The sequence below is a fragment of the Cupriavidus numazuensis genome (genome assembly GCF_905397435.1).
In the GTDB taxonomy this organism is placed as follows: Bacteria; Pseudomonadota; Gammaproteobacteria; order Burkholderiales; family Burkholderiaceae; genus Cupriavidus; species Cupriavidus numazuensis.
The window spans coordinates 1-25,055 of the sequence record NZ_CAJPVI010000087.1; the positions used below are offsets into that span (position 1 = coordinate 1).

General features: G+C 59.1%; 25 protein-coding genes, 1 tRNA gene and 1 pseudogene. 17 read left to right on the forward strand and 10 right to left on the reverse strand.

The window, feature by feature from the left end; genetic code table 11:
• Positions 1-584 precede the first annotated feature (584 nt).
• Together KHO41_RS38015 and KHO41_RS38020 are read right to left on the reverse strand one after the other, a co-directional pair.
• Positions 585-959, reverse strand: a complete 375-nt coding sequence (locus KHO41_RS38015; protein WP_211958382.1) for a PHA-granule associated protein 4 — start codon at positions 957-959, stop codon at positions 585-587.
• Positions 960-1,162: 203 nt separating this feature from the next.
• The gene (locus KHO41_RS38020) at positions 1,163-1,924 is read right to left on the reverse strand and encodes a DNA/RNA non-specific endonuclease (protein ID WP_211958383.1); all 762 of its coding nucleotides are present in this window, start codon (positions 1,922-1,924) and stop codon (positions 1,163-1,165) included.
• Positions 1,925-2,108: 184 nt separating this feature from the next.
• Between KHO41_RS38020 and KHO41_RS38025 the strand changes: the two genes are divergently transcribed.
• The 6 genes from KHO41_RS38025 to KHO41_RS38050 all read left to right on the forward strand — a co-directional run bounded on the left by KHO41_RS38025 (position 2,109) and on the right by KHO41_RS38050 (position 6,190).
• A complete protein-coding gene (locus KHO41_RS38025) occupies positions 2,109-2,426 on the forward strand; it encodes an H-NS histone family protein (protein WP_211958384.1) in 318 nt (105 codons plus the stop codon).
• Between the two features lie 1,118 nt (positions 2,427-3,544).
• Complete coding sequence (hfq, locus tag KHO41_RS41820) at positions 3,545-3,880, forward strand: RNA chaperone Hfq (protein WP_211958385.1); 336 nt, start codon at positions 3,545-3,547, stop codon at positions 3,878-3,880.
• A 591-nt stretch (positions 3,881-4,471) separates the two neighbouring features.
• Positions 4,472-4,897, forward strand: a complete 426-nt coding sequence (locus KHO41_RS38035) for a hypothetical protein (RefSeq protein ID WP_244874230.1) — start codon at positions 4,472-4,474, stop codon at positions 4,895-4,897.
• Positions 4,898-5,144: 247 nt separating this feature from the next.
• A complete protein-coding gene (locus tag KHO41_RS38040; protein ID WP_211958386.1) occupies positions 5,145-5,339 on the forward strand; it encodes a hypothetical protein in 195 nt (64 codons plus the stop codon).
• Positions 5,340-5,508: 169 nt separating this feature from the next.
• Positions 5,509-5,820, forward strand: coding sequence for an H-NS histone family protein (locus KHO41_RS38045; RefSeq protein ID WP_211958387.1), 312 nt, complete (start codon positions 5,509-5,511; stop codon positions 5,818-5,820).
• Between the two features lie 76 nt (positions 5,821-5,896).
• Positions 5,897-6,190 (forward strand): hypothetical protein, encoded by a 294-nt coding sequence (locus tag KHO41_RS38050; protein ID WP_211958388.1) that lies wholly within the window; start codon positions 5,897-5,899, stop codon positions 6,188-6,190.
• A gap of 282 nt (positions 6,191-6,472) precedes the next feature.
• On the opposite strand, the gene KHO41_RS38055 is transcribed toward KHO41_RS38050, so the two are convergent.
• Positions 6,473-6,673, reverse strand: a complete 201-nt coding sequence (locus tag KHO41_RS38055) for a hypothetical protein (RefSeq protein ID WP_211958389.1) — start codon at positions 6,671-6,673, stop codon at positions 6,473-6,475.
• A gap of 319 nt (positions 6,674-6,992) precedes the next feature.
• Between KHO41_RS38055 and KHO41_RS38060 the strand changes: the two genes are divergently transcribed.
• Positions 6,993-7,451 carry a fumarate hydratase gene (locus tag KHO41_RS38060; RefSeq protein WP_211958390.1) on the forward strand — a complete coding sequence of 153 codons (459 nt, stop codon included), beginning with the start codon at positions 6,993-6,995 and terminating at the stop codon, positions 7,449-7,451.
• Positions 7,452-7,997: 546 nt separating this feature from the next.
• Here the strand turns inward: KHO41_RS38060 and KHO41_RS38065 are convergent.
• From KHO41_RS38065 to KHO41_RS38075, 3 genes are all read right to left on the reverse strand, one after another.
• Positions 7,998-8,576, reverse strand: a complete 579-nt coding sequence (locus tag KHO41_RS38065; protein ID WP_211958391.1) for a DUF6036 family nucleotidyltransferase — start codon at positions 8,574-8,576, stop codon at positions 7,998-8,000.
• Complete coding sequence (locus tag KHO41_RS38070) at positions 8,573-9,253, reverse strand: helix-turn-helix transcriptional regulator (RefSeq protein WP_211958392.1); 681 nt, start codon at positions 9,251-9,253, stop codon at positions 8,573-8,575. Before KHO41_RS38070 ends, KHO41_RS38065 begins: the two co-directional genes overlap by 4 nt.
• A 395-nt stretch (positions 9,254-9,648) precedes the next feature.
• Entirely contained in the window at positions 9,649-9,822 is a 174-nt protein-coding gene (locus tag KHO41_RS38075; protein WP_211958393.1) for a hypothetical protein, read from the reverse strand.
• 341 nt (positions 9,823-10,163) lie between these two features.
• Between KHO41_RS38075 and KHO41_RS38080 the strand changes: the two are divergent.
• A pseudogene (locus tag KHO41_RS38080) lies at positions 10,164-10,553 on the forward strand (SOS response-associated peptidase family protein); the annotation flags it as partial.
• 363 nt (positions 10,554-10,916) lie between these two features.
• Positions 10,917-12,092, forward strand: coding sequence for a GGDEF domain-containing protein (locus KHO41_RS38085; RefSeq protein ID WP_211958394.1), 1,176 nt, complete (start codon positions 10,917-10,919; stop codon positions 12,090-12,092).
• 280 nt (positions 12,093-12,372) lie between these two features.
• Here the strand turns inward: KHO41_RS38085 and KHO41_RS41505 are convergent, their stop codons facing one another.
• Complete coding sequence (locus tag KHO41_RS41505) at positions 12,373-13,251, reverse strand: hypothetical protein (protein WP_244874227.1); 879 nt, start codon at positions 13,249-13,251, stop codon at positions 12,373-12,375.
• A gap of 222 nt (positions 13,252-13,473) precedes the next feature.
• The gene (locus KHO41_RS38095) at positions 13,474-13,848 is read right to left on the reverse strand and encodes a PHA-granule associated protein 4 (protein ID WP_211958395.1); all 375 of its coding nucleotides are present in this window, start codon (positions 13,846-13,848) and stop codon (positions 13,474-13,476) included.
• Positions 13,849-14,148: 300 nt separating this feature from the next.
• Here KHO41_RS38095 and KHO41_RS38100 point away from each other — a divergent pair, with 300 nt between their 5' ends.
• Positions 14,149-14,865: a metallophosphoesterase family protein gene (locus tag KHO41_RS38100; RefSeq protein WP_211958396.1), complete on the forward strand. Its 717-nt coding sequence runs from the start codon at positions 14,149-14,151 to the stop codon at positions 14,863-14,865.
• A 573-nt stretch (positions 14,866-15,438) separates the two neighbouring features.
• Positions 15,439-15,526: transfer RNA gene (locus KHO41_RS38105), tRNA-Ile, on the forward strand.
• A 498-nt stretch (positions 15,527-16,024) separates the two neighbouring features.
• Here KHO41_RS38105 and KHO41_RS38110 read toward each other — a convergent pair.
• A complete protein-coding gene (locus tag KHO41_RS38110) occupies positions 16,025-17,248 on the reverse strand; it encodes an SWIM zinc finger family protein (RefSeq protein ID WP_244874228.1) in 1,224 nt (407 codons plus the stop codon).
• Between the two features lie 18 nt (positions 17,249-17,266).
• Positions 17,267-19,930, reverse strand: coding sequence for a DEAD/DEAH box helicase (locus KHO41_RS38115; protein ID WP_211958404.1), 2,664 nt, complete (start codon positions 19,928-19,930; stop codon positions 17,267-17,269).
• Between the two features lie 620 nt (positions 19,931-20,550).
• Here KHO41_RS38115 and KHO41_RS38120 point away from each other — a divergent pair.
• The 6 genes from KHO41_RS38120 (at position 20,551) to KHO41_RS38145 (ending at position 24,768) form a co-directional block, all read left to right on the forward strand.
• Positions 20,551-20,877, forward strand: coding sequence for a type II toxin-antitoxin system RelE/ParE family toxin (locus tag KHO41_RS38120; RefSeq protein ID WP_211958397.1), 327 nt, complete (start codon positions 20,551-20,553; stop codon positions 20,875-20,877).
• On the forward strand, positions 20,874-21,194 hold the full coding sequence (locus KHO41_RS38125) for a helix-turn-helix domain-containing protein (protein ID WP_211958398.1): 321 nt from the start codon (positions 20,874-20,876) through the stop codon (positions 21,192-21,194). The genes KHO41_RS38120 and KHO41_RS38125 overlap by 4 nt, the downstream gene beginning before the upstream one ends.
• Positions 21,195-21,401: 207 nt before the next feature.
• Positions 21,402-21,812, forward strand: a complete 411-nt coding sequence (locus KHO41_RS38130; RefSeq protein ID WP_211958399.1) for an HVO_A0114 family putative DNA-binding protein — start codon at positions 21,402-21,404, stop codon at positions 21,810-21,812.
• 396 nt (positions 21,813-22,208) lie between these two features.
• Complete coding sequence (locus KHO41_RS38135; protein WP_211958400.1) at positions 22,209-22,469, forward strand: hypothetical protein; 261 nt, start codon at positions 22,209-22,211, stop codon at positions 22,467-22,469.
• Between the two features lie 299 nt (positions 22,470-22,768).
• A complete protein-coding gene (locus tag KHO41_RS38140; RefSeq protein ID WP_244874229.1) occupies positions 22,769-23,398 on the forward strand; it encodes a DUF6088 family protein in 630 nt (209 codons plus the stop codon).
• A 236-nt stretch (positions 23,399-23,634) separates the two neighbouring features.
• Entirely contained in the window at positions 23,635-24,768 is a 1,134-nt protein-coding gene (locus tag KHO41_RS38145; RefSeq protein WP_211958401.1) for an ATP-binding protein, read from the forward strand.
• Positions 24,769-25,055 lie beyond the last annotated feature (287 nt).

Below are 25,055 nucleotides of genomic sequence, written 5' to 3' on the forward strand. Positions count from 1 at the left end.
CAGTAGATCGCGCCAGAAAGCCTCATCGTGGCGGTCATACCTTGACCCAGATCGTCCGCTCTTACCTTCCCGCTGATCGGCCATCGCTTCACTCCCAGAGATCGTGAAGCCCCTACCTTCTCATCGCCGCCCACTACTCGCCAGACGGGTTCCGCTGACGGTTACGTGGAATTCGGGCAATGGACTGCCCTCGGGAAGGATCTGATTCGCGCCCGTTCGCTACGTGAAGTGGCTGGATTGCTCGTCATGCCGCCAGGCTGGCGCGCCGATGGGAACCACGAAACGACGGAGGCCTTGCGCGCGAGAGCCGTCATGGCGACCTCCATCTCAGTGCCGGAACTGCAGGGTGCCAGTAGCGCAGCCTGACGCCTCTGCCACTGCAGCAGGCGCACGGTGCGACGCAGGCTCGGCTCGAAGCGGGCCGGACAAGATCTACGATCTTCTCAAGACGGTCTCGGCCGACAAGGGGGTCGTCGCGGGGGACTACTGGTTCTATCAGAGCGGATCGCCTGAAGCGGTAGCCTGGGTGAAGCCGAAGCCACCGGAGCACTCCCAGTCTGGTTGGCATGGTGTGGGCGGCTAGCTCACTCGGCCCACACCTCATCCACATCCCGCATCAAGTGCCCCGCGAGAATGTAGTCACCAAGGCTGCTTGCCTTTGCTTCCAATGTCGCCAGGTCATTTTCTGTCAGTCTGTCTAATCTGAACTCGCAGTACAGGTTTCGCTGCCGGAACGTCGTCTTCTGGCGCCTGAGGCCGGCAACCAGCGCGGCCCGCGATTTGACCGCAATGTTCTCGTGCCCGCGATACGTCACGCGTATTCCGAGCTTATCGCCAAGGCGGCCGAGCTCGATGGCATCCTGCCACGCTGACTCGTAGTCCAATTCGAGCGTGGTTATGCCCTTGGTGTCCAGTAGGCGCAGCGCTTCCGTTCTGCTCTTTGCGCATGCTGTGTTCATGGTGCTCCTTCGTCACTTCATGTCGCGCACCCGCATTTGTTGCAGTGCCGCAATTTGCATACGCTAACCGCTTCGATGAGTTTGTGCAATTGCGATTCCCCTCTCCGAGGAGCAACTGTGGATGCGAAAGGTTGCTTGGCGGCCTGGGGAGGCCCTGTTTCAGCATGGAGGGGCTTTTCGGCGACAAAGAAGCATCAGCATGTCTAGAAGGCTGAGTGCCATTCCGCTAAGGGGACGCCGGGAAGAAACTCGACGCCCGTACGCTTGACGAGTTCACGATATGTAATGGGCTGACCAGCGCGCGCTGAGTCTGAATTCTCAATCCAGTGAGCCCAGGCGCGATGTGTCGTCGAGTCGTACACGAGTTTGAAGAGATACTGCGGCACCCACACCTGGTCTTGGCCGATGGTGGTGGGTGCAGCGGAGCCGAACACTGGTCCTGTGATGACGTACACATTCCCCCTGGCACGCTGGACATACTTGCGCGTCGCTTTCTCGATGCCCGCCCAGCTCTTTCGATTGTTCTGCGGCGCCTGGGGCACCATGTTGGCAAGCGAGAAGCTCTGCGCCATTGCCGTGGCACTCGGCATATCCCCTGCTGGTGCCATGTGCCCTCGGTCGTAGCCCGAACTCTTGTAGTCGTCGAGTTCAGCCCGCTCGGCGCGAGGCAGCCGAGCATCAGCAAAGAACTTGTTCGTCCGCTCTTCGCCTTGCGCGTCAGCGACTTGCTCTGAAGAAAGTCGCTCAGCCACATAGACAGGCGTTCTCGTCGTGCCGGAGTGCAACACCGCGAAAGCATCAAAGCACAGAGCACGCGGCTTAAGGCTCTGGGCGTTCCGAACCTGCGGAACGACGCCATTCGCAAAGAACTGCGGGCAACCTTCAAAGCCAGTTGCTGCTCGAACGGGTCCGGTAACGCCTACACAAAAAGCAGCTGTTGCGGCCAGCCGTAAAACAAACTTCATTAATTCCTTCCTTTGGCTATCGAACCATCCTGAATGCGAGGATGGGGGCCGAAAGGATAGCACTCCCCAAAGGACACTTCAGCAGTTGCAAAACATCTCATGGGGAGGTATTCAGCTAGAAACACCGTCCACACTTCGAAGAGTGCTGTACGATGTGCGCCACCCACAAGGATGGATGTTTTAAATGGCGACTTACGAGCAGCTCATCGCAGAAAAAGAAGCGTTGGAAGCAAAACTGGCGGAACTCCGCGCGAGCGAACTCCCTGGGGTCATTGAGAAAATCCGCGCGCTGGTAGTGAAGTATGACCTGACTCCGGACGACATCGCAACAAAGCGAGGCCGTGGTCGACCCCCTGGCGTTGACAAAGCCGCAACGCCGAAGAAGTCTGAGTTGCCGCCAAAATACTTGGATCCGAAGACTGGAAGAACTTGGTCGGGCCGTGGTCGTGCTCCGGCCTGGTTGGGCAACAACCCTAAGCGATTCCTGATTGCAGAGGAGTGACGGGGGCTACGTGCAGGGGTGGACTTGAGAGCTAGTCGACGGGTTGCTTCGACTTTCGCCTGATACCAAGCCTTCGCACGAAGTTGGATGACAGACTTATCTCTTCGGGCGAGTCCAGTTCAGGGGCTGAAAAGTCACCGTCGCCGGCGCTAATAAGTAGTACAGCCCTCTTCACAGGCGCCCGATAGGACGGTGCCAATTGGGTCCGTGGTGATATGGCGGCCGCAATGCACCTGAGCGACGGTACCTTCCTCCCTGAACCTGCAGGCTCTTTACCATTGCAGTAACTCGCCGTGTTTCGTACCAGCTGAAGACGGAAATACGTCGCGAGTTCGTCGAACTCATATCGATGCACCCGTCGCTACGGCGCCTTTCAGGGGCATCCGTAGGGATCCATTTTCGTGTTCCTCGATGCCTCTCTCGGCACGCTTCGGAGCCTCTGGGGACTGCACCTTGTACGCGTTGCGAAGCCCTGCGGGATGTGCTGGCGCCATCTACCGAAGCAGCATCGGCCGCGCAGTCTTCGCTGTGTCAGAGTTGGTCTGCGAGGTGCATGAAGGTGGTGTGCGTAGATTTAGCCTTGACCTTCCGGTGGGACTATGTGGCTCCAGCGCTCGCGTTGGGACATGCGTACGCGCTCCGGCCCCTTCAAACTCAACAATGACCGCCGTGGGGCTTGCTATGCGGGTGATCGTCACGCGCGCGCCCCGAAATGTCCACGTAGTTTCAATCTGGTAGGGGCTATTTCGATATGCTTTACGACGTTGCTTGCTGTTCATTCGAAAACCGCATAAATGCCAGGCGTCCTGCGATCGGTCGCTGCTATGACCGAGTGAGGCTATCACTGAACATAGCTGCATTTTGTAAGCGATTGTAAGGCCTCGAGTTGCCAGTGCACGAAACAAGAAAGTCCTTTCCAATCTAGAGCCGCTTCTATATTTTTACGGCTTGGGAATTTCCGCTCTCGTCGCGGTCGACACGCCAGCAGGGAGGTCGGGTGGCCAAGGCGAAAGCTGCTCCCGCCTCCAGGAACCGCCTTCCCAGATTGCCTGTTTTGACTGCCAAGAAGTCAGCAGTGAACGCAAGTTGGGGAAGAAGATGTGTTCGATCAGAGATTTATGCAGCCTGAACAATCCTCTCCGCAAAACGACTTTTTGAACCGCACGCGCAAGGAGCGAAGGCCTGTCGACGTATACCTGGTCAGCGGCATTAGACTCAGCGGGTCAATCGTGTCGTTCGACCAATTCGTCGTGGTACTAAGCGCGCCCAACGGTAGCACGCAGGCCGTGTACAAGAGCGCGATATCGACTATTCAACTCCACTGGCCGGGGCGTCAGTCGGTCCCCAGAGTGCGTACCGCAAGGGTTGAGGCTCCCTACAAAGAAGCTGACGCGGCTCGTGTGGTCACACGAATGCGTCGTCCTACGAGGCCTGGCGGTGAAGGAGAGAAGTAGTTCCTTCGACAAACAGAGTGGTGACCGGTTTCGAGATCTCGGAGGTCTTGGGGAATCGGGCGTACGGACTAAGGATTTGCATCGTACTGGGCCATCGAGAAGAGGCTCTGGTCGTACGACGCAGCCTTATAGGGTTCGCTGTTGCCAATGATCAACGACGGAAGTCTTGGTGGCCCCCAGAGGCGGACTAGAGGCTCATCTTGAAAGACCTGGACGCAGCGGAGTGCTTCGAGCCGCCGCCTTCACCTCCGCCACTCTTACCACCGCCGCCGGTCTGCTGCCTCAACGCGAAAAGCCTGACATGGGATCGTGAAAGTATGTGACGGTGTTGACTGACCGACGGTGCAATTAATGGGCCGCAAAAGGCGATCGGATCGGACCGCCGGTGGTTCTTCACGTAAATCGCCCTGGCGCCACCTGGGCCTGGCGGAGTAAACGTCAACGACACTGTCTCTCCGGGCGTTCTTAACGGCGAGGCATGCCGCCTCACTTTTCCAGGAGGGTGGGCGGCTGGAGAAGACGGAGACAGGTCGGCAGGAGCTTACCGGGCGAAATGGGACGCTTGATCGTCGCAGTCGCGCGTTGCTCATCATGGTGGATGGGCAGACTGACTCGAGAGAGCTTCGAGCCCGCGGGAAACAGCTTGGGCTTGACTCCGATACGCTGCGCCATTTGCTATCAGAGGGATTCATCAGGCCGGTCGCCGAATCCGTGCATGAAACGGTAACCCGGCAGTCGGAAGAGAAGCCGTCGGCGATCCCGTCGAAGCTGCCTGGACAGAGGCGCTCCCTTGCCGCCGCCCGAATGTATCTGATGGATGTAGCAGAGCGGATGCTCGGCCGAAAAGCACATCCGATCAAGACGCGTCTGATCGAGGCAATGGACTCGGCGTCTATCGAACAAGTCTTCCAAGAGTTTCTCGACATCATGCATGGAAAGACCACCCCGGCCATCGTGGCTCATATTGAGGAGCGCTTCCGAGACGTCCTTCCCCTCAGCAATCAAAGCGTGGGGTAGGTTCAACGGGCAGGGACTGCATTCGCCGTAGAAAGCCCTATGCACTTCACACCTTTCGCCAAAGGCGAGTCGGCTAGCTTAAGCTGGGGTATTTGCAATTTCCGTAATTGGTACATTTATGTCTGTGAGCACAGTTGCAGCTGTGAAAGTTCAGCCGCTCGTCACGCTTGAGCGTTGGCGGGTCCGTGAAACAAGTTCTGGTCAACGGCACTTTGTGGGGTACTGCGTCGAGAACAATGAGTCACGAGTGAGCAGCCCAATCCAATCCTTCAACCGTGGCACATCGGTCGGCGTGACCGCAAGTGGGCGGCGATATTTCCTGTCTGGATCGCCTTGTTTCGATGGCGAGGCTAGGGATTTCTGGGAACGGTTGGCTGGAGAATATGGCATCGGCGAGAGCAAGGATGTCAGCATGGAATTCATGGCGACCGGCAAGCTCTGATAGCGCAAGCTGCTCGCCTCCGTGTTACAGCGGATTACATGTAGCATTCCGTCGATGTCTTTGAATTGCATTGTGCGCCCACGGACATAGGGTAAAAAGAATTGTGCATCGAATCTTGATTTGGATATAAACTATCTTCACTCAGATCTCGATTAGAAAGGAAACTCACATGGCATCCTATAAGGAACTCATGTCCCAGAAGAAGGCCATCGAAGCCCAACTGGAAGAGGCACGCGCCAATGAAGTAGCGGGCGTCATCGAGAAGATTCGGAGTCTGATGGCGGACTATGGCTTGACGGCCGAAGACATTGCCAAACGCCGTCGCGGCCGTCCCGCAGGCAGCGGCGCGAGCAAGCCGAAGTCGGAGTTGCCCCCTAAGTACCTCGACCCCAAGACCGGGAAGACCTGGTCCGGCCGTGGTCGCCAACCGGCTTGGCTCGGCAAGAACCCCAAGCGATTTCTGATTGCCGAAGAAGCTTGATTCTCAGCTTCTCGCCCTGAAGTAGTATTTGCCCCTGCCCACAATGCAGGGGTTTTGCTTTGTTGAGAGCAGCACCATGTCCATTGAAGCGATTCACGCCGAGATCATGCTTGCGCGGCCTTACCTGATTCCTCGCGAACGCACAGAAAAGGGGATAAGGAATGGATACTCCTATTGGCTGCGGGTTCCGCCCAGCAAGGAGCTGCGAGTCATCCGACTTTCGCAGGCGGACGGCAACTTTGAGCTCGTGCGTTCGGCCAGCGAGCGCAAAACCCTCGCGAAAGTTCGACAGCCTTTCTCCGGTTCGGTAGCCGAACTCCTGGCCATCATCGATGAACAGATCGACATCATCCGGAAACCGCAGCGTTAGTCACTTGGAATGATTCGCATGGAGTCGACGGCGGTCGAGTCCATAGACATGCGTGCACCTGCGGATGCTGCGGCCCGTGGTGGTCACGTCCTCGGCACAATCTCGACGCCCAGTCGGCGATAGCCGAGGTGGGCCCAAGAAGGCAGCCTTCCACCGACCAGTCCCTGGAGCGGTATTGCGTCAGACTTTACGAGACGCAATCGGTGATCAGCGATCATCCGTCGCCAGGGATTCTTCGCTACAAATAGAGCAAACCGTGAGGACTCTCAGGACCGAGCGGCGTTAGGCAATCCGGCGCATGGCTTCGAGTACGGAATACCCCTGGCTCGTTAAGCGAGGGTGGGCATTTGCGCTACCGTGGCCATGCTCCATCGTCACCAGTTTGTGCGCCAGCAAGCCGTCCAACTGTTCCGGTTCAAGATCGTCGATGTCTTGTGTATCGCCAAGCAGTAGCAGCGCGGCGATTTCATGCGGACTGAGCATGTCAGCTCCTTTGTCGGAAGACGGAAGAAGGAACTACGACTGCTGGTCCGTGGACGGAGTTCCACGGGGCACGATTGGAACAACACTAAGTGAATTCGGTGCGAGGACGCGCCGAGTTTGCGCACACCGAGCGTTGACACTAAACGCTCTTGTCCTCGGAATCAAGCGCTATGTGTGCTGCAATGCAGCGACGAAGCGGAAACCCATTGGATGGTTGTTCGATGATTCAGGCATTTCGCAACCCAATGGTGCGCCTTGGATCACTGCAGATAGCGACCAAGGTTATACTTCGCGCTCCAACGAACAACGGATAATCAACATGGTCGCAGCAACCAAAGCAACGACGCCTACGAGCGCGGTTACCAAAAGGAAGCTTGTAGCAAAGAAGCTGGCGGCACCCACCAAGAAGGCGAGCGTGCTTGCACGTGAAGCCCAGGCAGCGAAAAAGCGCCTGCTGAAACTGCGCGCCGACACGAAGAAGGCCATTGAGGCCGCAAAGCGTGACGTGGCAAAGGCAACGGAAGCTGCAAAGTCCGCCGCGCGTTCTGAAAAGCAAGCCGCCAAGGACAAACTCGCGGCGAAGAAGGCAAAGGCTGCAGGCGCCAAGAAGGCATCGACCAAAGCCGCCACCAAGAAGGTCGCCCCGAAGAAGGCTGACGGTAGCAAAGCCGCCGCCACGGTTGTGTCGAAGAAGGTTGCGGTGAAAGCCGTGACCAAGAAACGTGCGCCGGCAAAGAAAGGGGCAGCGACCGTCACGACTTCCGAAGCTTCGGCGTGATTTTTCGCATCGAATGAACTGGCCTTCGGCAACCGGTCGATTAAGCGGGCTGGGCGCACACCGGCGCCCGGCTAGATCGCCCCGGACAAGCCGCACTGAACTTCGGCCTGTTTTTCACCAGCAGTATCCCGCCTTCGGCTCTGACTTCGTTAGTGCTGTGACCCCATCCTGTTGGTGCTCTGCCCGACTCACGAGGCCTGCCCAGCACGCCCCCATATCTTGATCCTGCGTTTTTGCACCCGCTAATCGCTGGCCATTTGCATAAATCTGGCTAGGCAAACGCTCTCGCTGACTGCGCGCTGAGGTAAGCAACGTGCGTCGCCATGAGGCCAATTTCGCATGGCAGGCGCCAGACCTTATGACGTTCGTCCGCAGCCGCGCGTACCCATTTCTGCGAGCCGTGAAAGGCGAGCGTCTGCTGATCAGTGGCCCTCTGCTTCGAGCGCCTCGCTTGCACTCACAAGGACTCCCGAAATGAGCCTACCGCATCATTATCCGGTCGCATCAGGCAGTCACCCTGATATCAGTTGGAAACGTTTGCTATTGCTATTCCCCTGCTTCAGGAATGTTGCCGCTATCTTGGGCCCTTTGATCATCCGCAATTTTGATCCACCGCTTGATCCGTGCACGAAGCCGCCCTTGGGAGGCGGCATCAATCGGCATCTTGCCTACCATTGCAATCGCTTCATCCGCCTTGACATAGCTATGCACTAGAAGTGCCACGTCGAAGTCGCGGTCTTTATCTCGATCCGCGACGGCCTTGGCCATGAAAAGATCGAGCACGCCCAAACAATAGCCAACGCGGCCATTCGTACCTTGATTTTGGATGCGTTCCACGCGATGCAGCCAACCGGCCGGCAAACAGGCCGTTTCTGGGCCGACACCCTGCGCATAGTAGCCATGCGTGTCGTGAAAATGGGAGCCCTCGCCAATCGCGGCATCGATGTGATCGGCTTTCTCGTGAGCATTAAGCGGGTAAATGTCGGCCTCCGAAGACACCGTGAACACGGCAGGGGGATAGGGGATTCCTCCCAGGATAGATTGGCTTCCGACGATAACGAACTCGTATTCATCCGTAATCTCGCCCGCAGCTCGAATGATGTGCTCGAGGTCTTCGCGATTCATTCGAGACTTTCCTCGCTGACATCCCCTAACACCACCCCTTTTTTGAGCGCCCGCACTTGGGCAAGGACATCTCGCCGGACTTCTTCCGGCAACACTGTCGGAAGGGGAGAGGCTTGTCGGAGTTCTTGGGCGCGTCGAGTTCGACCCAAGGCTTTCCGCCAAGAGCCGTGCGCCAGAATTTCTTCCCATTCGGCCCAAAGGGAATCCGATCGCGACAAACCATTCGAACGCCATCTCTTTAGCGTATCCTGCGCGCGAACCAGGAGATCCGGATTAGCACGGATTAATCGCACCGCCTCCTTGTGCAGCGCAAGGCTCTGCAAGTCCTGGGCTTGGTGTCGCGAGGAATCGGAGGTGACCAGTACCTGAACTTGGGGTCGCATGCGCCAAGAGGTCGCAGCCGCGGAGTTCGCCGGCGCGGGCTGGAAGGTGTCGCTGGCCAGCAAGGCGAAGTCGCCGGCAACGCCCAACGCTGACATCACGCGAAGATACGTGCCGATCGTCGGTGCCGGATCTCCTGATTCCACTGAGTTGAGGGTGGTCCTTGAGATGCCGACCCGCTTGGCCATTTCGACCGCAGTGAGCCCTTGCGCCTTCCGAAGGCGCTTGAGGCGATCGCCCAGTTGCAAGAGCAGTTGGCGCTCGAGGACCGAGGTCGTATCAGTGGAGACTCTCATATGTTCAGCAGAATAGGCTAACTGACACATTTTGTCCAATCTATTGAACATATGAAAAGTGCCTCAAGCAATTCACGGACCGCCGGACCGGCTCGCGCACGGGGAACACCTGGCGGCGCTTGTCGTCATCTGCCCCTCCCGACTTGGCGGCAAAGTGCCTGTCACGTCAGGTTACGCGAGTTTCCCTAAAGGCGGACATTGACGCAAGGGACAAGGCCCATGACGAGGCCTCGGCGTTGCTGTCGTATGACCGGACGGCGGGGCCGCTTCGCGTTGATTGGCATGCGTCTATGGGGGGGCGCCGCATGTCAGCCAATCCGTGCCTGTTCGTAGGCACCCTGATACGCGCAGTGATCATGAGATCTGAAGGCTGCGCGGCACGTCGGGAGTGCCGATCAACTCCGGCCTATGTCGATGAAGGGGCCAGCCAAGGCGCGTGCGACCCACAAGGTACAAACCATGACGCCGATGCCGACCCACTCGTCCCCAATCAAGATGCGATACAAAGCATAAAGGAGTGCGGCAATGCCAAAGACCAGGGCCAGGACCAAACGGGTTAGCTTGATCATTGTGTGTCTCCCTTAATGCTTTCGCGTGTCAGCAAAGCCGCCGGCTTAGCGTCAAGTTACCGCCGGGCGGTTGAAAACAGTCATGTCACGGCGCTGGAACGGTCGCTGAACAGCGAGCACATCAATAGACCTCAGAGGGAAGTGCAAAGTACCAGTTCGTCGTATGTCCCGGCAGCGCTTGTGCGGCTGAGGAACAAGCAATGTGATAATGCTCGCCCTTGCGGATGCTCTCGCCCATTGCCACTATTGACCGCAATACCTCTCACCCTACAGACATTTGAACGGTCTTGGGATCCGTCTTTCGCATGACTTCATAAAGCGGCCACCGATTGCTGAGCTGTTACAAGCACGGCGTAATGATCGTCAATGCCTTCTATGAAAACGTAGCTCGGCATCGGATGGAGCATCGCGAGCTTGCGCCCGGCGAAGTCGAAGAGAACGTAGTGCTGGAGTTTCGCCCCGAGCCGCAGCAAGACATGCTGGTGGCCTGCCTCTGGTCCTGCACAAAGGGAGGTGAGGGTGAGGGCGAAGCGGACCTCTACTCGTTCGCCGCGATCACCGATGAGCCGCCGCCAGAAGTTAGCGAGGCCGGACATGATCGTTGTATCGTGCCGATCCAGCGCCAGAGCGTCGACGCGTGGTTGCACCCAGACCCGAAGAATCTGGCTGCACTCGATGCCATTCTCGAAGATCGCAGCCGGCCTTACTACGAGCATCGGCTGGCAGCCTGACTATGTTGATCCGGGCGTCTTGGTAGATCTCGCAGGTGTCCAAAAAGTCACCAATTCCAACAGACAGTTGCAGGTGCACCATGGGAAAGTACCGCACGGAGGTCCTCTGTGCGGAGAGGGCCGATGGCTCGAGATGTTCAACCATCGAGCGACGCTCGCGCATAGGAGCTGGGCGTGACGAAACCAATGCCTTATTGCCACCCAGAAAAACCATAGCAGTTAAAATTCTGACGTCCCGAGGGCAATGACCCGGTCGTCGAAATGATTTCCGCTACGATACGTTCGTCGATGCAGTTGACGTAGCAAAACTGCCTCGTGTCACGCCAGGTGCGTTCATGGAATGCAATCAATTGTCACATAGCCATGTCAATCTCCACGGCTCTTCTCGGCATCGCTGCGCTGTCCTGCCTGATGAGCGCAGCCGTTCTCGGCTCCCTTTTTCAGTCGAAAATTCCAGGTGTGCACCAATGGTCCGTGGCAAGCGGGCTGCTGGCTGTCACGGCTACGCTGCTTCTTTTGCAAAGATCCGATGTAGTCGTTTTGGCCGGAAGCGCATTGCTGGTTGGGGCTGCACTCCTGGCGCTTCATGGCTTTCGACAGTTCTTTCATCAGCGGCCATCGATTACTTGGGAATACGGCGCGATCGTTGCGATCCTCGCAGGACTCGTCTATTGGACCTACATATCGCCTGACGTTAACGCCCGAGCCGCGGTGGTTTCGGGATTTATCGCCTACGTCAGGTTTGGTATCGGTTGGCTGGTGCAGCGGTACCGGCCCGCAGGTAGACCGAAATATAGCTACCACTTTGTGACTGTTGCCGCAGTGCTGGGGGCGATTGTCCACGCTGTCCGCTGTGTAGCCTACGCATTCGGCCTAGCGCATGAAACGACTTTTCTGGAAGCAACGCCGATAAACGTTGCGTTTGTCGGCCTGGCAACACTCACCTTGCCATGCCTGTCCCTTGGCATGGTCATGCTGGCTCATGACCGGCTGGCTGAGCAGATGGAACGCCTGGCCACCATCGACGATTTGACAGGCGTGCTCGGTCGGCGGGCTTTCATCGCAAGGGCCGAGGCGCTCTTCGACGTGGCCAAAGCAGAGAAGTCAAAGTTGTCTATCGCGATTTTGGACATTGACCACTTCAAGAGCATCAATGACGGATTTGGGCACGCGGCCGGTGACCGGGCCCTTGCGCACATTGCTTCGCTCCTTTCGCGCGAAACACGACAAACCGATGTCGTCGGGCGCATCGGCGGCGAGGAGTTCGCGCTGCTGCTTCCTCGAACTGGGAAAGAGGAGGCCGCCTACGTCACAGACCGGTTGCGCGGAATCGTCTCGACCTCTGTTTCACGCGATCCGACCGCTGATCTCGTGTGCACTGTCAGCGCCGGCGTCGAGGAGTTCGATGCTTGCGATTCCCTTGCCTCGGTGATGGCGAGAGCCGATGCAGCGCTCTATGCGGCAAAAGCCGACGGCAGGAACCGCGTGATGCTGGTAGGAGAGAACCGACAGTTCCAACCCGTCGAAGCGTCCGCCTAAGATCCGATGGCCCGAACCGACCGACCTTTGGCTTGATCAGGAAAATACCGACGACGTCGGTATTGCCTGCCATCGCGTAGAAGTTTCAGACCCCTATGTCATCCCAAAGAAATGCGTCCGATATCCGTTCGGTGAGCTTGTGGATGGAGATCCTGAAGCCGGGCGACTGACAGCCGGTGCCCGATTTCTTCTTGGACGTTCCACGGCTCTCCTCCGCGAGGTGGAGAGCTTTTTTTGCCCTGTATGAGTGCGTGCAGAAGCGAGAAAGAGCCCCGACGCGTTATCGCGTACGGATATAGGCGTCGAAGAGGCCCGCGTGCAGGCCGCGTAAGTCCTTTCGCCGTTCCACCAATTCATGCTGGCGGCCTTGGCGCTCTAGGGTCAACAACTCCAGCATGATCCGCATTCCCTGTTCGGGTAATGTGCCCGTCGAGGGCTCGGCCGCGCGTAAGAGGGCAGCCAGTCCGGGTTTTTCCGCTACGGCCCAGGCCGGTAAGTAGGCAAGATCCTCGGTTGTGCCGTCACCGTCAAAAGTCGCATCGAACCGCCGGCGCAGCGCTACCAATGACGAATCACCGAGCGTTTGCATGAGCGCGCCGAGCTTCTTCGGGGACAGCCAGGCAAGCTCCGCCAAAAGCGGCCACGCCGGATCCAGCCCCTGAAGCCGGTAGACCGTCTCGGCCATCCAGGCGAGCGTGATTGGAATTCGTCGCCATGACCCGATGCACTTGATGCTGTCACATGCCGTCGTCCACTCCGCTGCGCGCATCCATAGCGGCGCCGCATGCCATTCGGGCATCTCCCGGTGAAACGGTAATTGAGAGGCGGCGCGGGCGAGGGCGCGCCACAGCGGTAGGCACCAAGCCATGCCCGCGGCGTCGCCGAATGCTCGGCGCGCTGCCGGCATGCACGGCAAACACCACGCTTCGCATGTGTCGCGCAGCGCCGCGTGATTCGTGAAGTGTCCGTGGACGGGAGACTCGAGCACACCGACAAGGGTCTCCAGGGTCGGCACAAGCGCGTCGTCTGGATATTCCGCGCCCAGGCGCTGCAGGGCTTCACGCCCGGCGGCGGCATTGCGTTGCTCAAGCGCTGTGAGCACGTCGTTGCGCAGCATGACATCGCGGCTATCTTCGAAGAGATCGAGCTGATTCGTCACGGCGTTCCCGTTGGTAGTCAGATGGCGCCCTTGCAGCACCGGCCCGACATCACCGGGGCCACAAGTTGTCAGGGATGGTAGCTGCTGCCACGACGACGGGCAATCCGTGACCCGCCGGCTATGTCAGTGTGCGAGATAAGAGCTACCCCAAAGGTGCCAATCCAAGTCGCGACTCACGGCGCGGATGCGTTTTGGACTTCAGGACGGCTGCATGACAATGCGTTACTCCGTCCACACAGCATCGACATCCCGCGTGAGATGTCCAGCGAGGATGTAGTCCCCGAGCTTCTCCGCTTTTCGCTCGAGGCGCTCCAGGTCAGCCGCTGGCAGCATGGTGAGCTCAAATTGGCAGTAAAGATTGCGCTGACGGAACGTCAACTTGGGACGACTCAGTCCGGCAATGAGTGCCGCGGGCGAGCTGACGGCAATACTCTCATGGCCGCGATACTGGACACGTATGCCCAGCTTTTCGCCCAGCCTGCCCAGCTCAATCGCGTCCTGCCATCCTGACTCGTAGTCCAAATCCACGACCGTGACGCCCTCTGTTTCCAGGAGCTTTAATGCTTCGCCTTTGGTCGCAGCTAGAGCTGTCGCCATTACCCGCCTCCACCGCTAGAGGGACCTGTGGCGGTTCGCGCGCTTCTACGGCCCAGATTCATATTGCATAGCAACATTGTAAGCGGGGCAGGGGCGACTTCGTCAGGTCTTCTCGTCCGGCGTGCAGGCATTGACTTAAGAACCTGTACTCGCGGATGACGTCACCTTGCGCGGGCGCAGTCCCGGTTATGCATTCGACGCACTCCTGATCAGGTACATTGGTGATCATTCCGGCGGCCCACGGTCACGTCATCGATCCGCCTGTTCCACTCAAACCAAGTCACCTATCCCGAACGAGCGATGTCTGAAGGCCATGTATTGATTTGCGGTGACCCCCATGGCGAGTTCGGCCCGCTGATCGAAAGCATCCACCGTCACCGCCCCGAGGCAGTGGTGCTCGCCGGTGACATCCAGGCGAAGCGCCCACTGGATGAAGAGCTCGCCAGCATCCTTCCCCTGACGCAAGTGTGGTGGATTCCGGGCAATCACGACACCGATAGCGATGCCGACTACGACAACCTGTTCGGCTCGGGCCTGGCCGACCGGAATCTGGATGGGCGAGTGGTCACAATTGCGGGGCTTCGGATTGCCGGGTTAGGGGGGATTTTTCGGGGCCAGGTCTGGATGCCGCCTGAACCCTCGCGCGTAGAGAGCGAGTCTGACTATCTTGCCAAATGTGGGAAGGGGAACTACTGGCGAGGCGGCCTGCCGCGGCGCCATCGTAGCACGATCTTCCCGCAGACATACAACGCGCTATCGCGTCAGCATGCGGATGTCCTGGTCAGCCACGAAGCTCCGGCTTCTCATCCACACGGATTCAAGGCGATTGACACGCTGATCGAAGCAATGGGCGTGAAACGCGCTTTCCACGGCCATCATCACGAATCCACGGTTTATCCGAACACAGGACCGTGCCGATTCTTCGGTCTCGGTGCATGCGCGGTGGCCACGATCGACGGAAACTTCTTGCACGGCGCCCCGACTGATCAAGACGAAACAGGCTCGATCGGCCGTTGAGATTCGCAAGCAGCGCTACTCGGCGCCCGCGGGCTGGTCAAAGACTGGCGCGCTCTCGGATCACGCACGAAGGTCAGAACGGCCGAGGGTCAGCAAGACGCCGGCAGATTCGGCGGCCGATGTTGCATGCGGCGGCCGCCGCCGGCAAGTTGGACGCGCCAGTTGCCAGATAGTGAGCGCGACCAAAAAAACAGCTCTCGATCCGATGGAGGAGAGCCGCAGGACGTCCAAGAAGAAATCGGCCAACACCTTTCGGCGCGACCACACTCAGTATCCGCCAGGTTGCCGTTGTCGGCAATCCATCCTGCGCCGTGCTGTCGATCTGTTCGCAAAAAGAACCCGCGCTCACCAGGGAAGGGGCGCGGGTGGTAGCAGACCAACCGGAGCAGGATACGGCGATATAAACATCGCGCAACTCTGGATTAGGAGCCATTTTTCCCAGCAGTTCTCTTGCCAGCTCCAGCGGCCACGCGTGACAGGAGACCCGATGATGGGTCCGATCGATCACTACACATCGAGAAGCGGCAATGGCGACTGCGCGAACTTCAAGGTAAGATCTCGCGCTTCGGTACAGGGCCGGACGCCGTGTTGGTTGCAGGCAGCGGACTCATAATCCGCCGGAGATATCCCACCGTGGGTTCGAACCCCACCCGGCCCACCAGGTTTGCTCCCACCGTTTTAGAGCAAATCAAACATGCCCGGCCTCGATGACCGGTGCGGCAGAGACATGCCGCCTTGCCACGCAAACCTGCAACTTGGCGTCCTTTGGGGCGCTTGGGGTCCCCGCCGTTGTTCGCGCAAAGCAAGTGCGGCTCATAGCGTAGCGCGAGCTCTGTGGCCATTCTCCAAAGGAGTGGAGGGCGAAGGCGACCTATGCGCATTTGACGCATGACCGACGCAGCGCCAACCGAAGTCTTAGAGGCCGACACGATCGTTGGATCGTGCCTATCGAGAGCGAGCACGTCGACGCATGGCTGCACCTGAATCCGAAGAACCTGGCGGCCATGGCAATCCTGAATGACCGGCGGCACCCCTACTACGAGCATCGCCTGGCTGCTTGACCTTGGGCTGTAGGTCGTCGAATGCTTGCAGGCGGACACCGTCGACGAAAGGGGACACGCGCGACTATGCTGTACGCGTGGACCGGGAGCGGTCCGGCTTAGTCGTTGACGGCGTCCTTGAACTTACTGGCGCGCTTTCTTGTTGCAGCCTTCTTCGGGGTTGCAGTTGAAGGCGAGTTCGCCGCGTTTGTCTTCTTGGCCACCACGTTGCCAGAGGTTGATTTGCGTGGCCCCGCAGATGGCTTGACTGATAACTTCTTTGTGAACGATTTTATATCTTCTGCGGTCTTCACGTTCGCAGGTGGCTTGCCGGTTGTCGAGACAGCCGACGCCTGCTTCGCTGTCACCTTACCTGCCGGTGGCTTTAAGTCCGCTACGTTTGCTTGACCGGCAACAACAATGCCAGAGGTTGAATTTCGTGGCTCGGCGGATGACTTGACTGGCAACTTCTTTGTGCCCGATTTCCTGTCCTCCACAGCCACAGTCTTGGCGCTTGCAGAGGGCTTTCGGGTTGTCGAGACCGCCGACCTGGTCGCCTTCTTCACAATCACCTTATCTGCCGGTGGCTTGTTACGCCCGGCAGCCGGCTTCGGCAGGGGGGAGGCGTCGGCCATCTCGATCCCAAACACATCCGCCACCAGGGCGTCGTCGAGCACCTTGCTGGTGGTAGGTCGTTTTGTGGATTTGGGCAGGCCAGCGCCGGCTTGCCTGACGAGATCGCTGGCATCGACGCTGCGCAAGATGAAGAGCAATTCTGGCTGTTGGTCGAGCCGTGCGCCGACGCCATAGAGTACGGCAGCAACGTGCTTGCACATCGACGCCCAGTCCGGACAACTGCAACTGAACCTGATTTCCTTCGGCACCGGGAACAGGCCGTTGCCAGGCTTGCAAATGCGCTCCATCACGGCTGTCGAGAGCTTGCCCTGCAAGAGTTCCACGATCGAATCGATCGACCCCGCGCAATCAGCACCGATCGCTCGCCATTGCTTTGCAGGACACGCCGTCACGGTGACAGCGACCGTGTAGAGGCTCGAACCCATGACCTGCGCACGGACTTCGCCTGCCGTAATCTGAAGGTCGATCACGGAACCATTGCGCACATAGGTCCGGCCGCGCGGCAGGCGATTGGCATAGTCGCTGTAGCCTTCCAGATTGTCGCACCAGGCCTTGCCCCAGAAGGTCTTGGCGATGGCACCGCGATACGACGCGATTGGCGACAGGACCGCACCAGCCTTCGTCGCCTTCGCGGCAGCCAGTTCCGCCTTTCTTCTGCGCTCGGCGGCCGAGACATAGGGCTTCCATCCCCCGTAACCGTAACTCATTGTGGTTCCTCTTGACGATCAGTTCTCTTGCGCAACATGAACGTCGAGCTTCACGAGATCGAGCAATTCACGATCGCTCATCTCGGTCAGCAGAAGTTCTGCACCGCCCTCCAGTACGTCCTTCACCAATTGCTGCTTCGATTCGATCAACTGGTCGATACGGTCTTCGACCGTGCCCTGGCAGATAAACTTATGCACCAGGACGTTCCGCTTCTGGCCGATACGAAATGCGCGATCCGTCGCCTGGTTTTCCACGGCCGGATTCCACCAGCGGTCGAAATGAATCACATGCGACGCCGCGGTGAGATTCAGACCGGCCCCGCCGGCCTTGAGCGAAAGCACGAAGAAGGGGGTCAGTTCATCTTCCTGGAATCGCTTGACCAGTTCGCGGCGCTTGGCTACCGGGGTGCCGCCATGGAGCACCAAACCTTCGCGGCCAAAGATCGACCCCAGAAATGCCGCCAGCGGCTCGGTGGTCTCGCGAAACTGGGTGAATACCAGCACCTTTTCCTGCTTGGCGGCAATGACTTCGGCCAGTTGGCGCAGGCGGGCGAACTTGCCGCTGTCTTCCGCCTGCCAGGCCGCGTCGCCCAACCACTGCGACGGATGGTTGCATATCTGTTTGAAGCGCATCAGGAAGCTGAGCACGACTCCCTTGCGACCAATGCCTTCGGCGTCTTCCAGCGCGGCGGCCAGATCCTTCACCGCACCCTGATACAGTGCCGCCTGGCTCGGGCTCAGATGGCACCAGGCCTTGAGTTCGGTCTTGTCCGGAAGATCATCGATGACCCGCTTGTCGGTCTTCAAGCGGCGCAGGATGTAGGGCCGTACAAGCGTTCGCAGCGGACCGAAATGCTCGGCCTTCGCCAGCCGCCTGGTAAAGTTGGCAAAGACTTTGTCTGAGCCCAGCAACCCGGGGTGGGTGAAATCAAAAATGGACCACAGATCGGACAGGCGGTTCTCCACGGGGGTTCCGGTCAGCGCGATGCGCGACTGGGCCTGGAGCTGCTTGACCTGCCGTGTTTGCTTGGCACCCGGGTTCTTGATTGCCTGGGCTTCGTCGACGATGGCCACGCGCCATTGGATGGTCCCCAATACCGGCTGGCGCACGAGCGAGCCAAAGCTGGTGATGACGAGATCAATGTCCACAAGCCGAGCCGGGTCCAGTGCACGCAATTCGGCCGCCGGCATGACTGACGGATGGGCGATCAGTAAGCGCAAGCCGGGGGCAAAGCGCTCGGCCTCTGCCGCCCAGTTGGCCAGCAGCGATGCGGGGGCGACCAGCAGACTGGGCCGCGCCTCGGCGCTTTCGCGCTTCAGCACGAGCAGCAGCGAGAGTACCTGCATGGTCTTGCCCAGGCCCATATCATCCGCCAGGCAAGCGCCCAGTCCGAGCCGGGTGAGCAGGTACAACCAGCGCACGCCGGCCTGTTGGTAGGGCCGCAGGTTGGCCTTGAGCTCCGATCCCGGGCTGACCTGCGCCAACCCGTCTGGCTGACGCAATTCCCGCAGGATGTCGGCCAGCCAGGGCCCTGCAACCAGCTGTGACCAGTCGTGGTCCGCGGGGTCGGCGCTGTCGTCGAGCGAAACCCCTGCCAGCAGGCGTAGTGCCTCATTCAAGGGCAGACCGCTTTGCGCTGCTTTTTCCATGGACTCGAATCGCTTCAGGAGGCGACCAAGCTTTTTCTTGTCCACCTCGACCCAGCGACCACGGATGAGTTGCAAGCCGTCGGCGCCTTTGAGCAAATCCCTGACCTCGGAGGCGTTGAGACTCTCGCCGTCGAGGGAGACCTCCATGTTGAAATCGAGCAATGCATCTTTGCCCAGGAGCGAAGGGGGTCGTGCTCCGACGCTGGCTTTCACAACGGGACGGGCAGGGCGGCCTGCTTGCCAGACGCCTGGCATGCGGACGACGATTCCGGCGCCGTCGAGTTCGGACAGGTCCGAGAGAAAGCGATAGGCGTCAACGGGGGTCCAGCGCAGCGGATGGTAGATCTCGCCGGTATCCACCATCTCGCGAAGCCAATCGCAGTGTTCCGCGGCGCGCTGCACCGGCAGCAGTAACGACAGCAACTGTGCCTTGCTCCTGGCTCCCGAAAATTCCGCCAGGGCTTGCGACAGTGGCTGATGTTGCGCTTTGCCGTGGGCCGACACGCGCGCGGTGTAAGTCGCCAGGAAGGCGAACGGGAACTCCGGGTCCCGCCGATTCTCAGCGAGGTTGAAATGCACACGGCCGACGAGATTCCAGGCCGGGTGGTGCGATTTGAGGAAATCCTGAAGCGAGACGTTGGCGGCCGCCAGTTCCTGGTGCAAGGCCGTATCGATCTGGCCCCACAGCGTGGCGAGCACCTCTGGCGTCAGATACTCGCCGCCCGTCATCGGCGGCGCGTCGGCAATCATGGCCTCAAGATCTTCGGCCGCCGGCGTTGCGACCTCGATCTCGCCGTCCTCGGGCGTCGCGCACAAGGCGGTGACATAGCGCGCGGCAAAATCCCGCCACCAGGCCCACGCGGGGGGCAAACTGTGGCCGATTTCCGTCGCGCCCAACTGCAGCAGGCCATGGCCCGCGCCCAGTGCAAAGGCACGCTCAAGCCGCAGTCGCGTTTCCTCGATCAAGAGGGGGGCGCCGTCCTCGGGCACCGCAAGCAGATGGCCGCCGGGCGTCAGATGTGGCACCAGCATGTCGGAAGCCGTCACTGGTGCCCGTCCCGACCGCCGTGTTGCTGCCAGCGCTGAAGCCGCAGGATTTCCAAGGAGGTGGCTGCGGAATTCACCAGCAGGCCCTCTGGCCGAGTTCGGGCCAGGCGAATCTCCGTGTGGCTCTGATTCGACCGAAGGCTCAGGTCCGACCAACCGGCCAGAGTACGCCTGTCCGCTGCGTGGTTCATGTCTGATGAACGGCTTTTGTACCTGCTATATGACAATCTCATTCCTACCTATCACTCATGGACCTTCACTCTGCCGCCGGCTGCACAACCTTCAACGTTTGCGGCGGTCCCCGGCGAGCGCCCGAATTTTGCCGAAAGATGCTCGACTCTCCGTGAAGGGATACCGAAACCTCGGCCACGCGAGATTGGAGACCTTCGCACGGCGAAAATCAGCTGGCGCAGTTTATAGCGCATTCGGCTCGAGCCGCGGCTCGCTTCCGACCTCCGCCCATGTGTCGTAAGCGTTACCCATCGGGTGTCATAAGAATCGCCTGCCGGGAAAGGCATAGCGAAGCCCGTCATGCCATCGTTGACGGGACCGAAACCCTTCACGCTTGATCTGTTATACAATCAAATCTGAGCAAAAAAGAGATCATGATACCCAACTATAAAAAGCCCTTCAGTCAGTTTGTGAAAAAGGCGCATAAGCCACTTCAACTGGCCATCGAGGACGAAGTGGAAGTGGTCTGTGACAACCCAGACGTGGGGGAAGCGAAGCTGGGCGATCTGGCGGGGATCTGGGTCCACAAGTTCAAGTTCAACCGCCAGGAGTACTTGATCGCCTATCGACCTCCCTCCCCAGAGCAGCGGGCCGAAGGGATTGACGTTGACCTGTTAATGATCGATTTTTACCAGGTCGGCTCGCATGAGAACTTTTACAGCGCGCTCAAGAAGTACCTGAAGGCAGAGAGGAAAGCATGACCATCATGACCGCAGAAGAGCTGATGAAGAACCTTGGCAAGATGCCCGCTCACGAGCGGATCAAGTTTTTCGCCCTGGTGGGTCAACAGGCCTTCCGCGACGAGAACCTGAGCCACGAGGAAGTCTTCGGCCATTTGGCCGCAGACGACTTTACGGCAGCGGAAGCCGCCGAGTACCTGGAAGTTTCGATGGCCACTTTCCGCCGCTTCGTGCGCGATGGCAAGCTGGCGTCCCATGCCGAAGTTGGCCGCAGCCAACTATTTGCTGTGGCCGACCTGAAGGCCTTCAAGCGCCAGCGCAAAGCGATCAAGGGCTGAGGACTTCCCGAGTCGACAAGACGGCCGAAGCATGGGCCGCTGCGCGTGCTTCGAGGGCAACGGCCCTGGGGGGCGCACGCAGATCGAGTACGACCACAAGCACGCTGGTGAGCGCGTGCGGTTTTACGACTATCAGGATGCGGGCACGCTTGTCGCCGATTTCTGGGCGGAAGTCGACAAGATCCTCCAGCGAAGGAGTAGCGGATCATGAGCAGATTGAAAATCGGCATCGCCTCACTCGAGGACTACAAGGCGCGCACCATCGCCATTGCGCGGGGCCAATATAAGCCGAGCCCTGACGAGCCCAAGGTCTGGTTCCAGTCGCTCGACGTGCTGGCGAAAGTGCTGTCGCCCGCCAACCGTGAACTCCTCACGCTCATCAGCCAGACACACCCCGAGTCACTCGACGAGTTGGCTGAGAAAACCGGGCGCGCGATTTCAAACCTGTCGCGTACGCTTCGCACAATGGAACGCTACAACCTCGTGCGCCTCGAGGCCGGACCGCGCCGCCGCTTGGCGCCGCGGGTGGACTATGACGGCGTGGAGCTCGATCTGGATTTTGATGTCACCCCCGGTCGCAGCATGCCGTCGCCATCGGATGACCTGCTGCCGGCATAGCAAGGCGGCGCGACGCTGATGTAATCGTGAGCGCGTGGGAAAAAGCGCCGACTGGCGCTTTTCTTTGTCGTCGATGACCCCGCGCCAAGCTTTACAGCTTAGGAAATCCGACGGGGCTGGCACAGACGCCCCGACGAGAACATAAAGAACAGAGGGCGGCTTTTTGCTTGGGCGGGGAGGTGATGCTGAAGGAGCGCCAGCGCCCCAGCACCTCAGCCAGCCGTCGACCGTGGGACGATTGGAAGCTGTACGGCCGCCCAATTGGCGCTAGAGCAGGCACGTTATTCCTTCGTGGGCGACCCGAAGAAATAATCGAAAAGTGTGCCTGCACGCGCCACACGGAGGTCCTCATGCACACATCTTCTCGATACAAGCCAGCGACTGTCTTCGTCACCGATGGCAACCGAGCTGAAACTGCTGATCGCGAATTGCCCTGTGGTTTTGTTTGAGACGGTCCATCTCTTGCCACGCGTTGATCTGGCGCATGGCGATTTCGGTAGAGCGAAGCTGCGCATCGAGAGAGTGGCACAAGCTGCGCTGCTGATTGGCGGCGGCTATTTCCTGTTGCTGTTGCTGTGCCATCTGCGCCTGGTATTGCTGGCTATCAGCGGCTCGCCCGGCCAGAAACTGCTGCTCCTGCTGCCGCACGATCACTGATTTTCCTATCGTGGACACCGACCCCCCTGACCCAGAAGTAATGTCCGTGTATCCAGCGGGGCAGTACTGATCCTGTGTGTACAAGATTTGCCCCTGGTTGCGGCACTTAGCAGCATGCGCGCTCGATATCACAGCAGAGACGGCTAGAAGGAGTACGACGCAACGCATCAGCGGCGCATTTTTCGTTACGAGTGGCGTAACAATAACATGTAAGGCATCGACCACGGGCCACGGCAGAGTTGCCCATCAGGCAACACCGCGACTTTAATGTCAGAAAAATATAGGCTATTTTATGACATATGAAAACCACTGCTCCGTCCATTCCAGACCAGATCATGAGGCGCGCCCGGGCGGCGGGACGTGGCGGAGTCTTCACACCCACTGATTTTCTAGATGTAGGCGCCAGGGCCGCGATTGACCAAGCGCTGTCGCGACTGACCAAAGGTGGAAAGCTTCGTCGTCTGGCGCGAGGCCTGTACGACTTTCCGAAGGTCCACCCGAAGCTTGGGCCGCTTTCGCCGGCACCGGATGACGTCGCACAAGCACTTGCGCGGGAGACCGGGTCACAGTTGCAGATCGCAGGCGCACGCGCGGTCAATGTGTTAGGTCTGACAACTCAGGTTCCGGCGAAAAGCACTTATTTGACCGACGGTCCCTCGCGCCGTGTCGTGCTCGGCGAGCGGGTCGTCGATCTTCGCCATGCTTCGTCCAAGCACCTGATCGCACCAGGCAGCGCTGCGGGGACCGTGTTTCAGGCCCTTCGCCATGTCGGGCCCTTGCGCGCGGCAGATGTCGTGCAAATCGCTGCGAGTCGTTTGTCGGCCAGCGACAAGCGGACGCTCGCATCCACCGCGACGCTAGCGCCCGCCTGGATGCGCCCGACGCTCATGTCGATTGCCAGCCCGGCAACGGGTGACATCGATAGATAAGGTTGCCAAATTCCCGGCGGAGGATCGCGCGGCTCTTTTTGGCGAAACTGGCGTGGGCCGCGGTATCGCCTATACGATCCTCGAAAAGGACTTCTGCGTCTGCTGCGTTGAAGCGACTGTTCGCCCTGCCGCGCTAGGCCAAAGCAAAACTGGACAGTTTAGGGAGGACACTCTATGCGAGTGGCTGTCTACGTTGTATCATAAGTTCTCACAAATTCTGAGAATTCTCGAAATTGATGAGAACAGGTGAGAACCTCCCGGATCCTTGGCACTTTTCCCGCCCGGAACTGGCGAAGGCCTATTTGCAAGCATTTGACTTAAAACTCTCCGCAGCACGCGGGCTGTTCGCTCGACGGCGCATGGGCAAGACCGAGTTTCTACGTCGGGATCTGATGCCAGAGGCCGTGACCAAAGGCTACCTGACAGCGTACACGAACCTCTGGGATAACCGTACGTCGCCTGAAACGGCCCTCGTGACCGCACTTACTGAAGCTCTGGAACCCAAAGGAGCCGCAGCGTTCCTCTCCAAGCTACGCACACCGGTTAAGAAGGTGAAGGCTAGCGCGAAACTTGCCGGTTCGGTAGAGGGGTCGTTGGAGGCCGAGTTAGGAAAGCCAGGCGTAGACAGGACCGCGGCACTCCACGAAGTATTAAAGCAGATCGATCGCGCCAAGAAGCCACTGCTTCTCGTGATTGACGAAGCGCAGGTTCTGGCCGGGGCGGACCACAGCGATTTCGCCCACGCGCTCCGCGCAGCGCTTGATATCCGCAAGGAGCGCGTCAAAGTTATTTTTGCCGGTAGCTCTGAGACCACCCTTCGCGCCATGTTCGCCCGAGCATCGGAGCCTTTCTACAATTGGGCCCCTTTGGAGCCCTTTCCATTGTTAGGCGACGAGTTCGTTGCCTTCACGGTCGAACTCCTGAACAGCATGGCGCGCAAGAAGCTGACCCTTGAGCAGGGCAGGCACGCTTTTGACGAACTGCACCGCACCCCTGAGTTCTTCAAGCGGTTCATCGAACGGTACATGCTCTATCAACCGCAAGGCGAAGCCGCGGCGCTGGCTTACACAAAAGCCTCAGTATTCTCGGACGAGCATTCGCTTGCCCAGTGGCGCGAGATGAAGCCTGCTGACCGTGCCATTTTGTACCTGCTGGCGCGAGGTGAGTCGGACTTGCACTCCAGTGCCACGTTGGAAAGGCTGGGCACCATGCTAGGCAAGACTGCCACGCGGAACACCACCGGCCATGCATTGCGACGGTTGTTGGCAGCAACGGTTATTACCCGACTGGCAATGGGAGACTATCGCATCGAAGACGAGGCATTTGCCGATTGGATCCGAAAGCGCCCAGAGCCCGCGCCGGACGCTTGAGCGGTCCAATGCATTTGCATTGTTGCTAGACGAACGAGAGTTCGTCCAAGCGCTGGTCCGTGACGGACTTTCAAGTATGAAAGTTCGTCGCGTGACCAGACGTTTGTGCAAACCGACGTCAGGGCCCGCATATTTGTTATGTACTACAACGATTTAACATAAAATACCTTATGCGGTCTGTTGGTATGTTCTGAGGTGTTGCGTGCAGGACGGTCTGGAGACTTCAGTTACCACAACGTAAATGTGCTTTTATGGTATCTTTCGCCGTTGCGTTTTGTTGTGGGTTT

What these genes read in the sequence shown, in the direction of transcription:
- KHO41_RS38015 (WP_211958382.1), bottom strand. Translation starts at nt 959, where the DNA reads ATGAACACAGCATGCGCAAAGAGCAGAACGGAAGCGCTGCGCCTACTG.
- KHO41_RS38020 (WP_211958383.1), bottom strand. Translation starts at nt 1,924, where the DNA reads ATGAAGTTTGTTTTACGGCTGGCCGCAACAGCTGCTTTTTGTGTAGGC.
- KHO41_RS38025 (WP_211958384.1), top strand. Translation starts at nt 2,109, where the DNA reads ATGGCGACTTACGAGCAGCTCATCGCAGAAAAAGAAGCGTTGGAAGCA.
- hfq (WP_211958385.1), top strand. Translation starts at nt 3,545, where the DNA reads ATGCAGCCTGAACAATCCTCTCCGCAAAACGACTTTTTGAACCGCACG.
- KHO41_RS38035 (WP_244874230.1), top strand. Translation starts at nt 4,472, where the DNA reads ATGGTGGATGGGCAGACTGACTCGAGAGAGCTTCGAGCCCGCGGGAAA.
- KHO41_RS38045 (WP_211958387.1), top strand. Translation starts at nt 5,509, where the DNA reads ATGGCATCCTATAAGGAACTCATGTCCCAGAAGAAGGCCATCGAAGCC.
- KHO41_RS38050 (WP_211958388.1), top strand. Translation starts at nt 5,897, where the DNA reads ATGTCCATTGAAGCGATTCACGCCGAGATCATGCTTGCGCGGCCTTAC.
- KHO41_RS38055 (WP_211958389.1), bottom strand. Translation starts at nt 6,673, where the DNA reads ATGCTCAGTCCGCATGAAATCGCCGCGCTGCTACTGCTTGGCGATACA.
- KHO41_RS38060 (WP_211958390.1), top strand. Translation starts at nt 6,993, where the DNA reads ATGGTCGCAGCAACCAAAGCAACGACGCCTACGAGCGCGGTTACCAAA.
- KHO41_RS38065 (WP_211958391.1), bottom strand. Translation starts at nt 8,576, where the DNA reads ATGAATCGCGAAGACCTCGAGCACATCATTCGAGCTGCGGGCGAGATT.
- KHO41_RS38070 (WP_211958392.1), bottom strand. Translation starts at nt 9,253, where the DNA reads ATGAGAGTCTCCACTGATACGACCTCGGTCCTCGAGCGCCAACTGCTC.
- KHO41_RS38075 (WP_211958393.1), bottom strand. Translation starts at nt 9,822, where the DNA reads ATGATCAAGCTAACCCGTTTGGTCCTGGCCCTGGTCTTTGGCATTGCC.
- KHO41_RS38085 (WP_211958394.1), top strand. Translation starts at nt 10,917, where the DNA reads ATGTCAATCTCCACGGCTCTTCTCGGCATCGCTGCGCTGTCCTGCCTG.
- KHO41_RS38095 (WP_211958395.1), bottom strand. Translation starts at nt 13,848, where the DNA reads ATGGCGACAGCTCTAGCTGCGACCAAAGGCGAAGCATTAAAGCTCCTG.
- KHO41_RS38100 (WP_211958396.1), top strand. Translation starts at nt 14,149, where the DNA reads ATGTCTGAAGGCCATGTATTGATTTGCGGTGACCCCCATGGCGAGTTC.
- KHO41_RS38110 (WP_244874228.1), bottom strand. Translation starts at nt 17,248, where the DNA reads ATGAGTTACGGTTACGGGGGATGGAAGCCCTATGTCTCGGCCGCCGAG.
- KHO41_RS38115 (WP_211958404.1), bottom strand. Translation starts at nt 19,930, where the DNA reads ATGCTGGTGCCACATCTGACGCCCGGCGGCCATCTGCTTGCGGTGCCC.
- KHO41_RS38120 (WP_211958397.1), top strand. Translation starts at nt 20,551, where the DNA reads ATGATACCCAACTATAAAAAGCCCTTCAGTCAGTTTGTGAAAAAGGCG.
- KHO41_RS38125 (WP_211958398.1), top strand. Translation starts at nt 20,874, where the DNA reads ATGACCATCATGACCGCAGAAGAGCTGATGAAGAACCTTGGCAAGATG.
- KHO41_RS38130 (WP_211958399.1), top strand. Translation starts at nt 21,402, where the DNA reads ATGAGCAGATTGAAAATCGGCATCGCCTCACTCGAGGACTACAAGGCG.
- KHO41_RS38135 (WP_211958400.1), top strand. Translation starts at nt 22,209, where the DNA reads ATGGCAACCGAGCTGAAACTGCTGATCGCGAATTGCCCTGTGGTTTTG.
- KHO41_RS38140 (WP_244874229.1), top strand. Translation starts at nt 22,769, where the DNA reads ATGAAAACCACTGCTCCGTCCATTCCAGACCAGATCATGAGGCGCGCC.
- KHO41_RS38145 (WP_211958401.1), top strand. Translation starts at nt 23,635, where the DNA reads ATGAGAACAGGTGAGAACCTCCCGGATCCTTGGCACTTTTCCCGCCCG.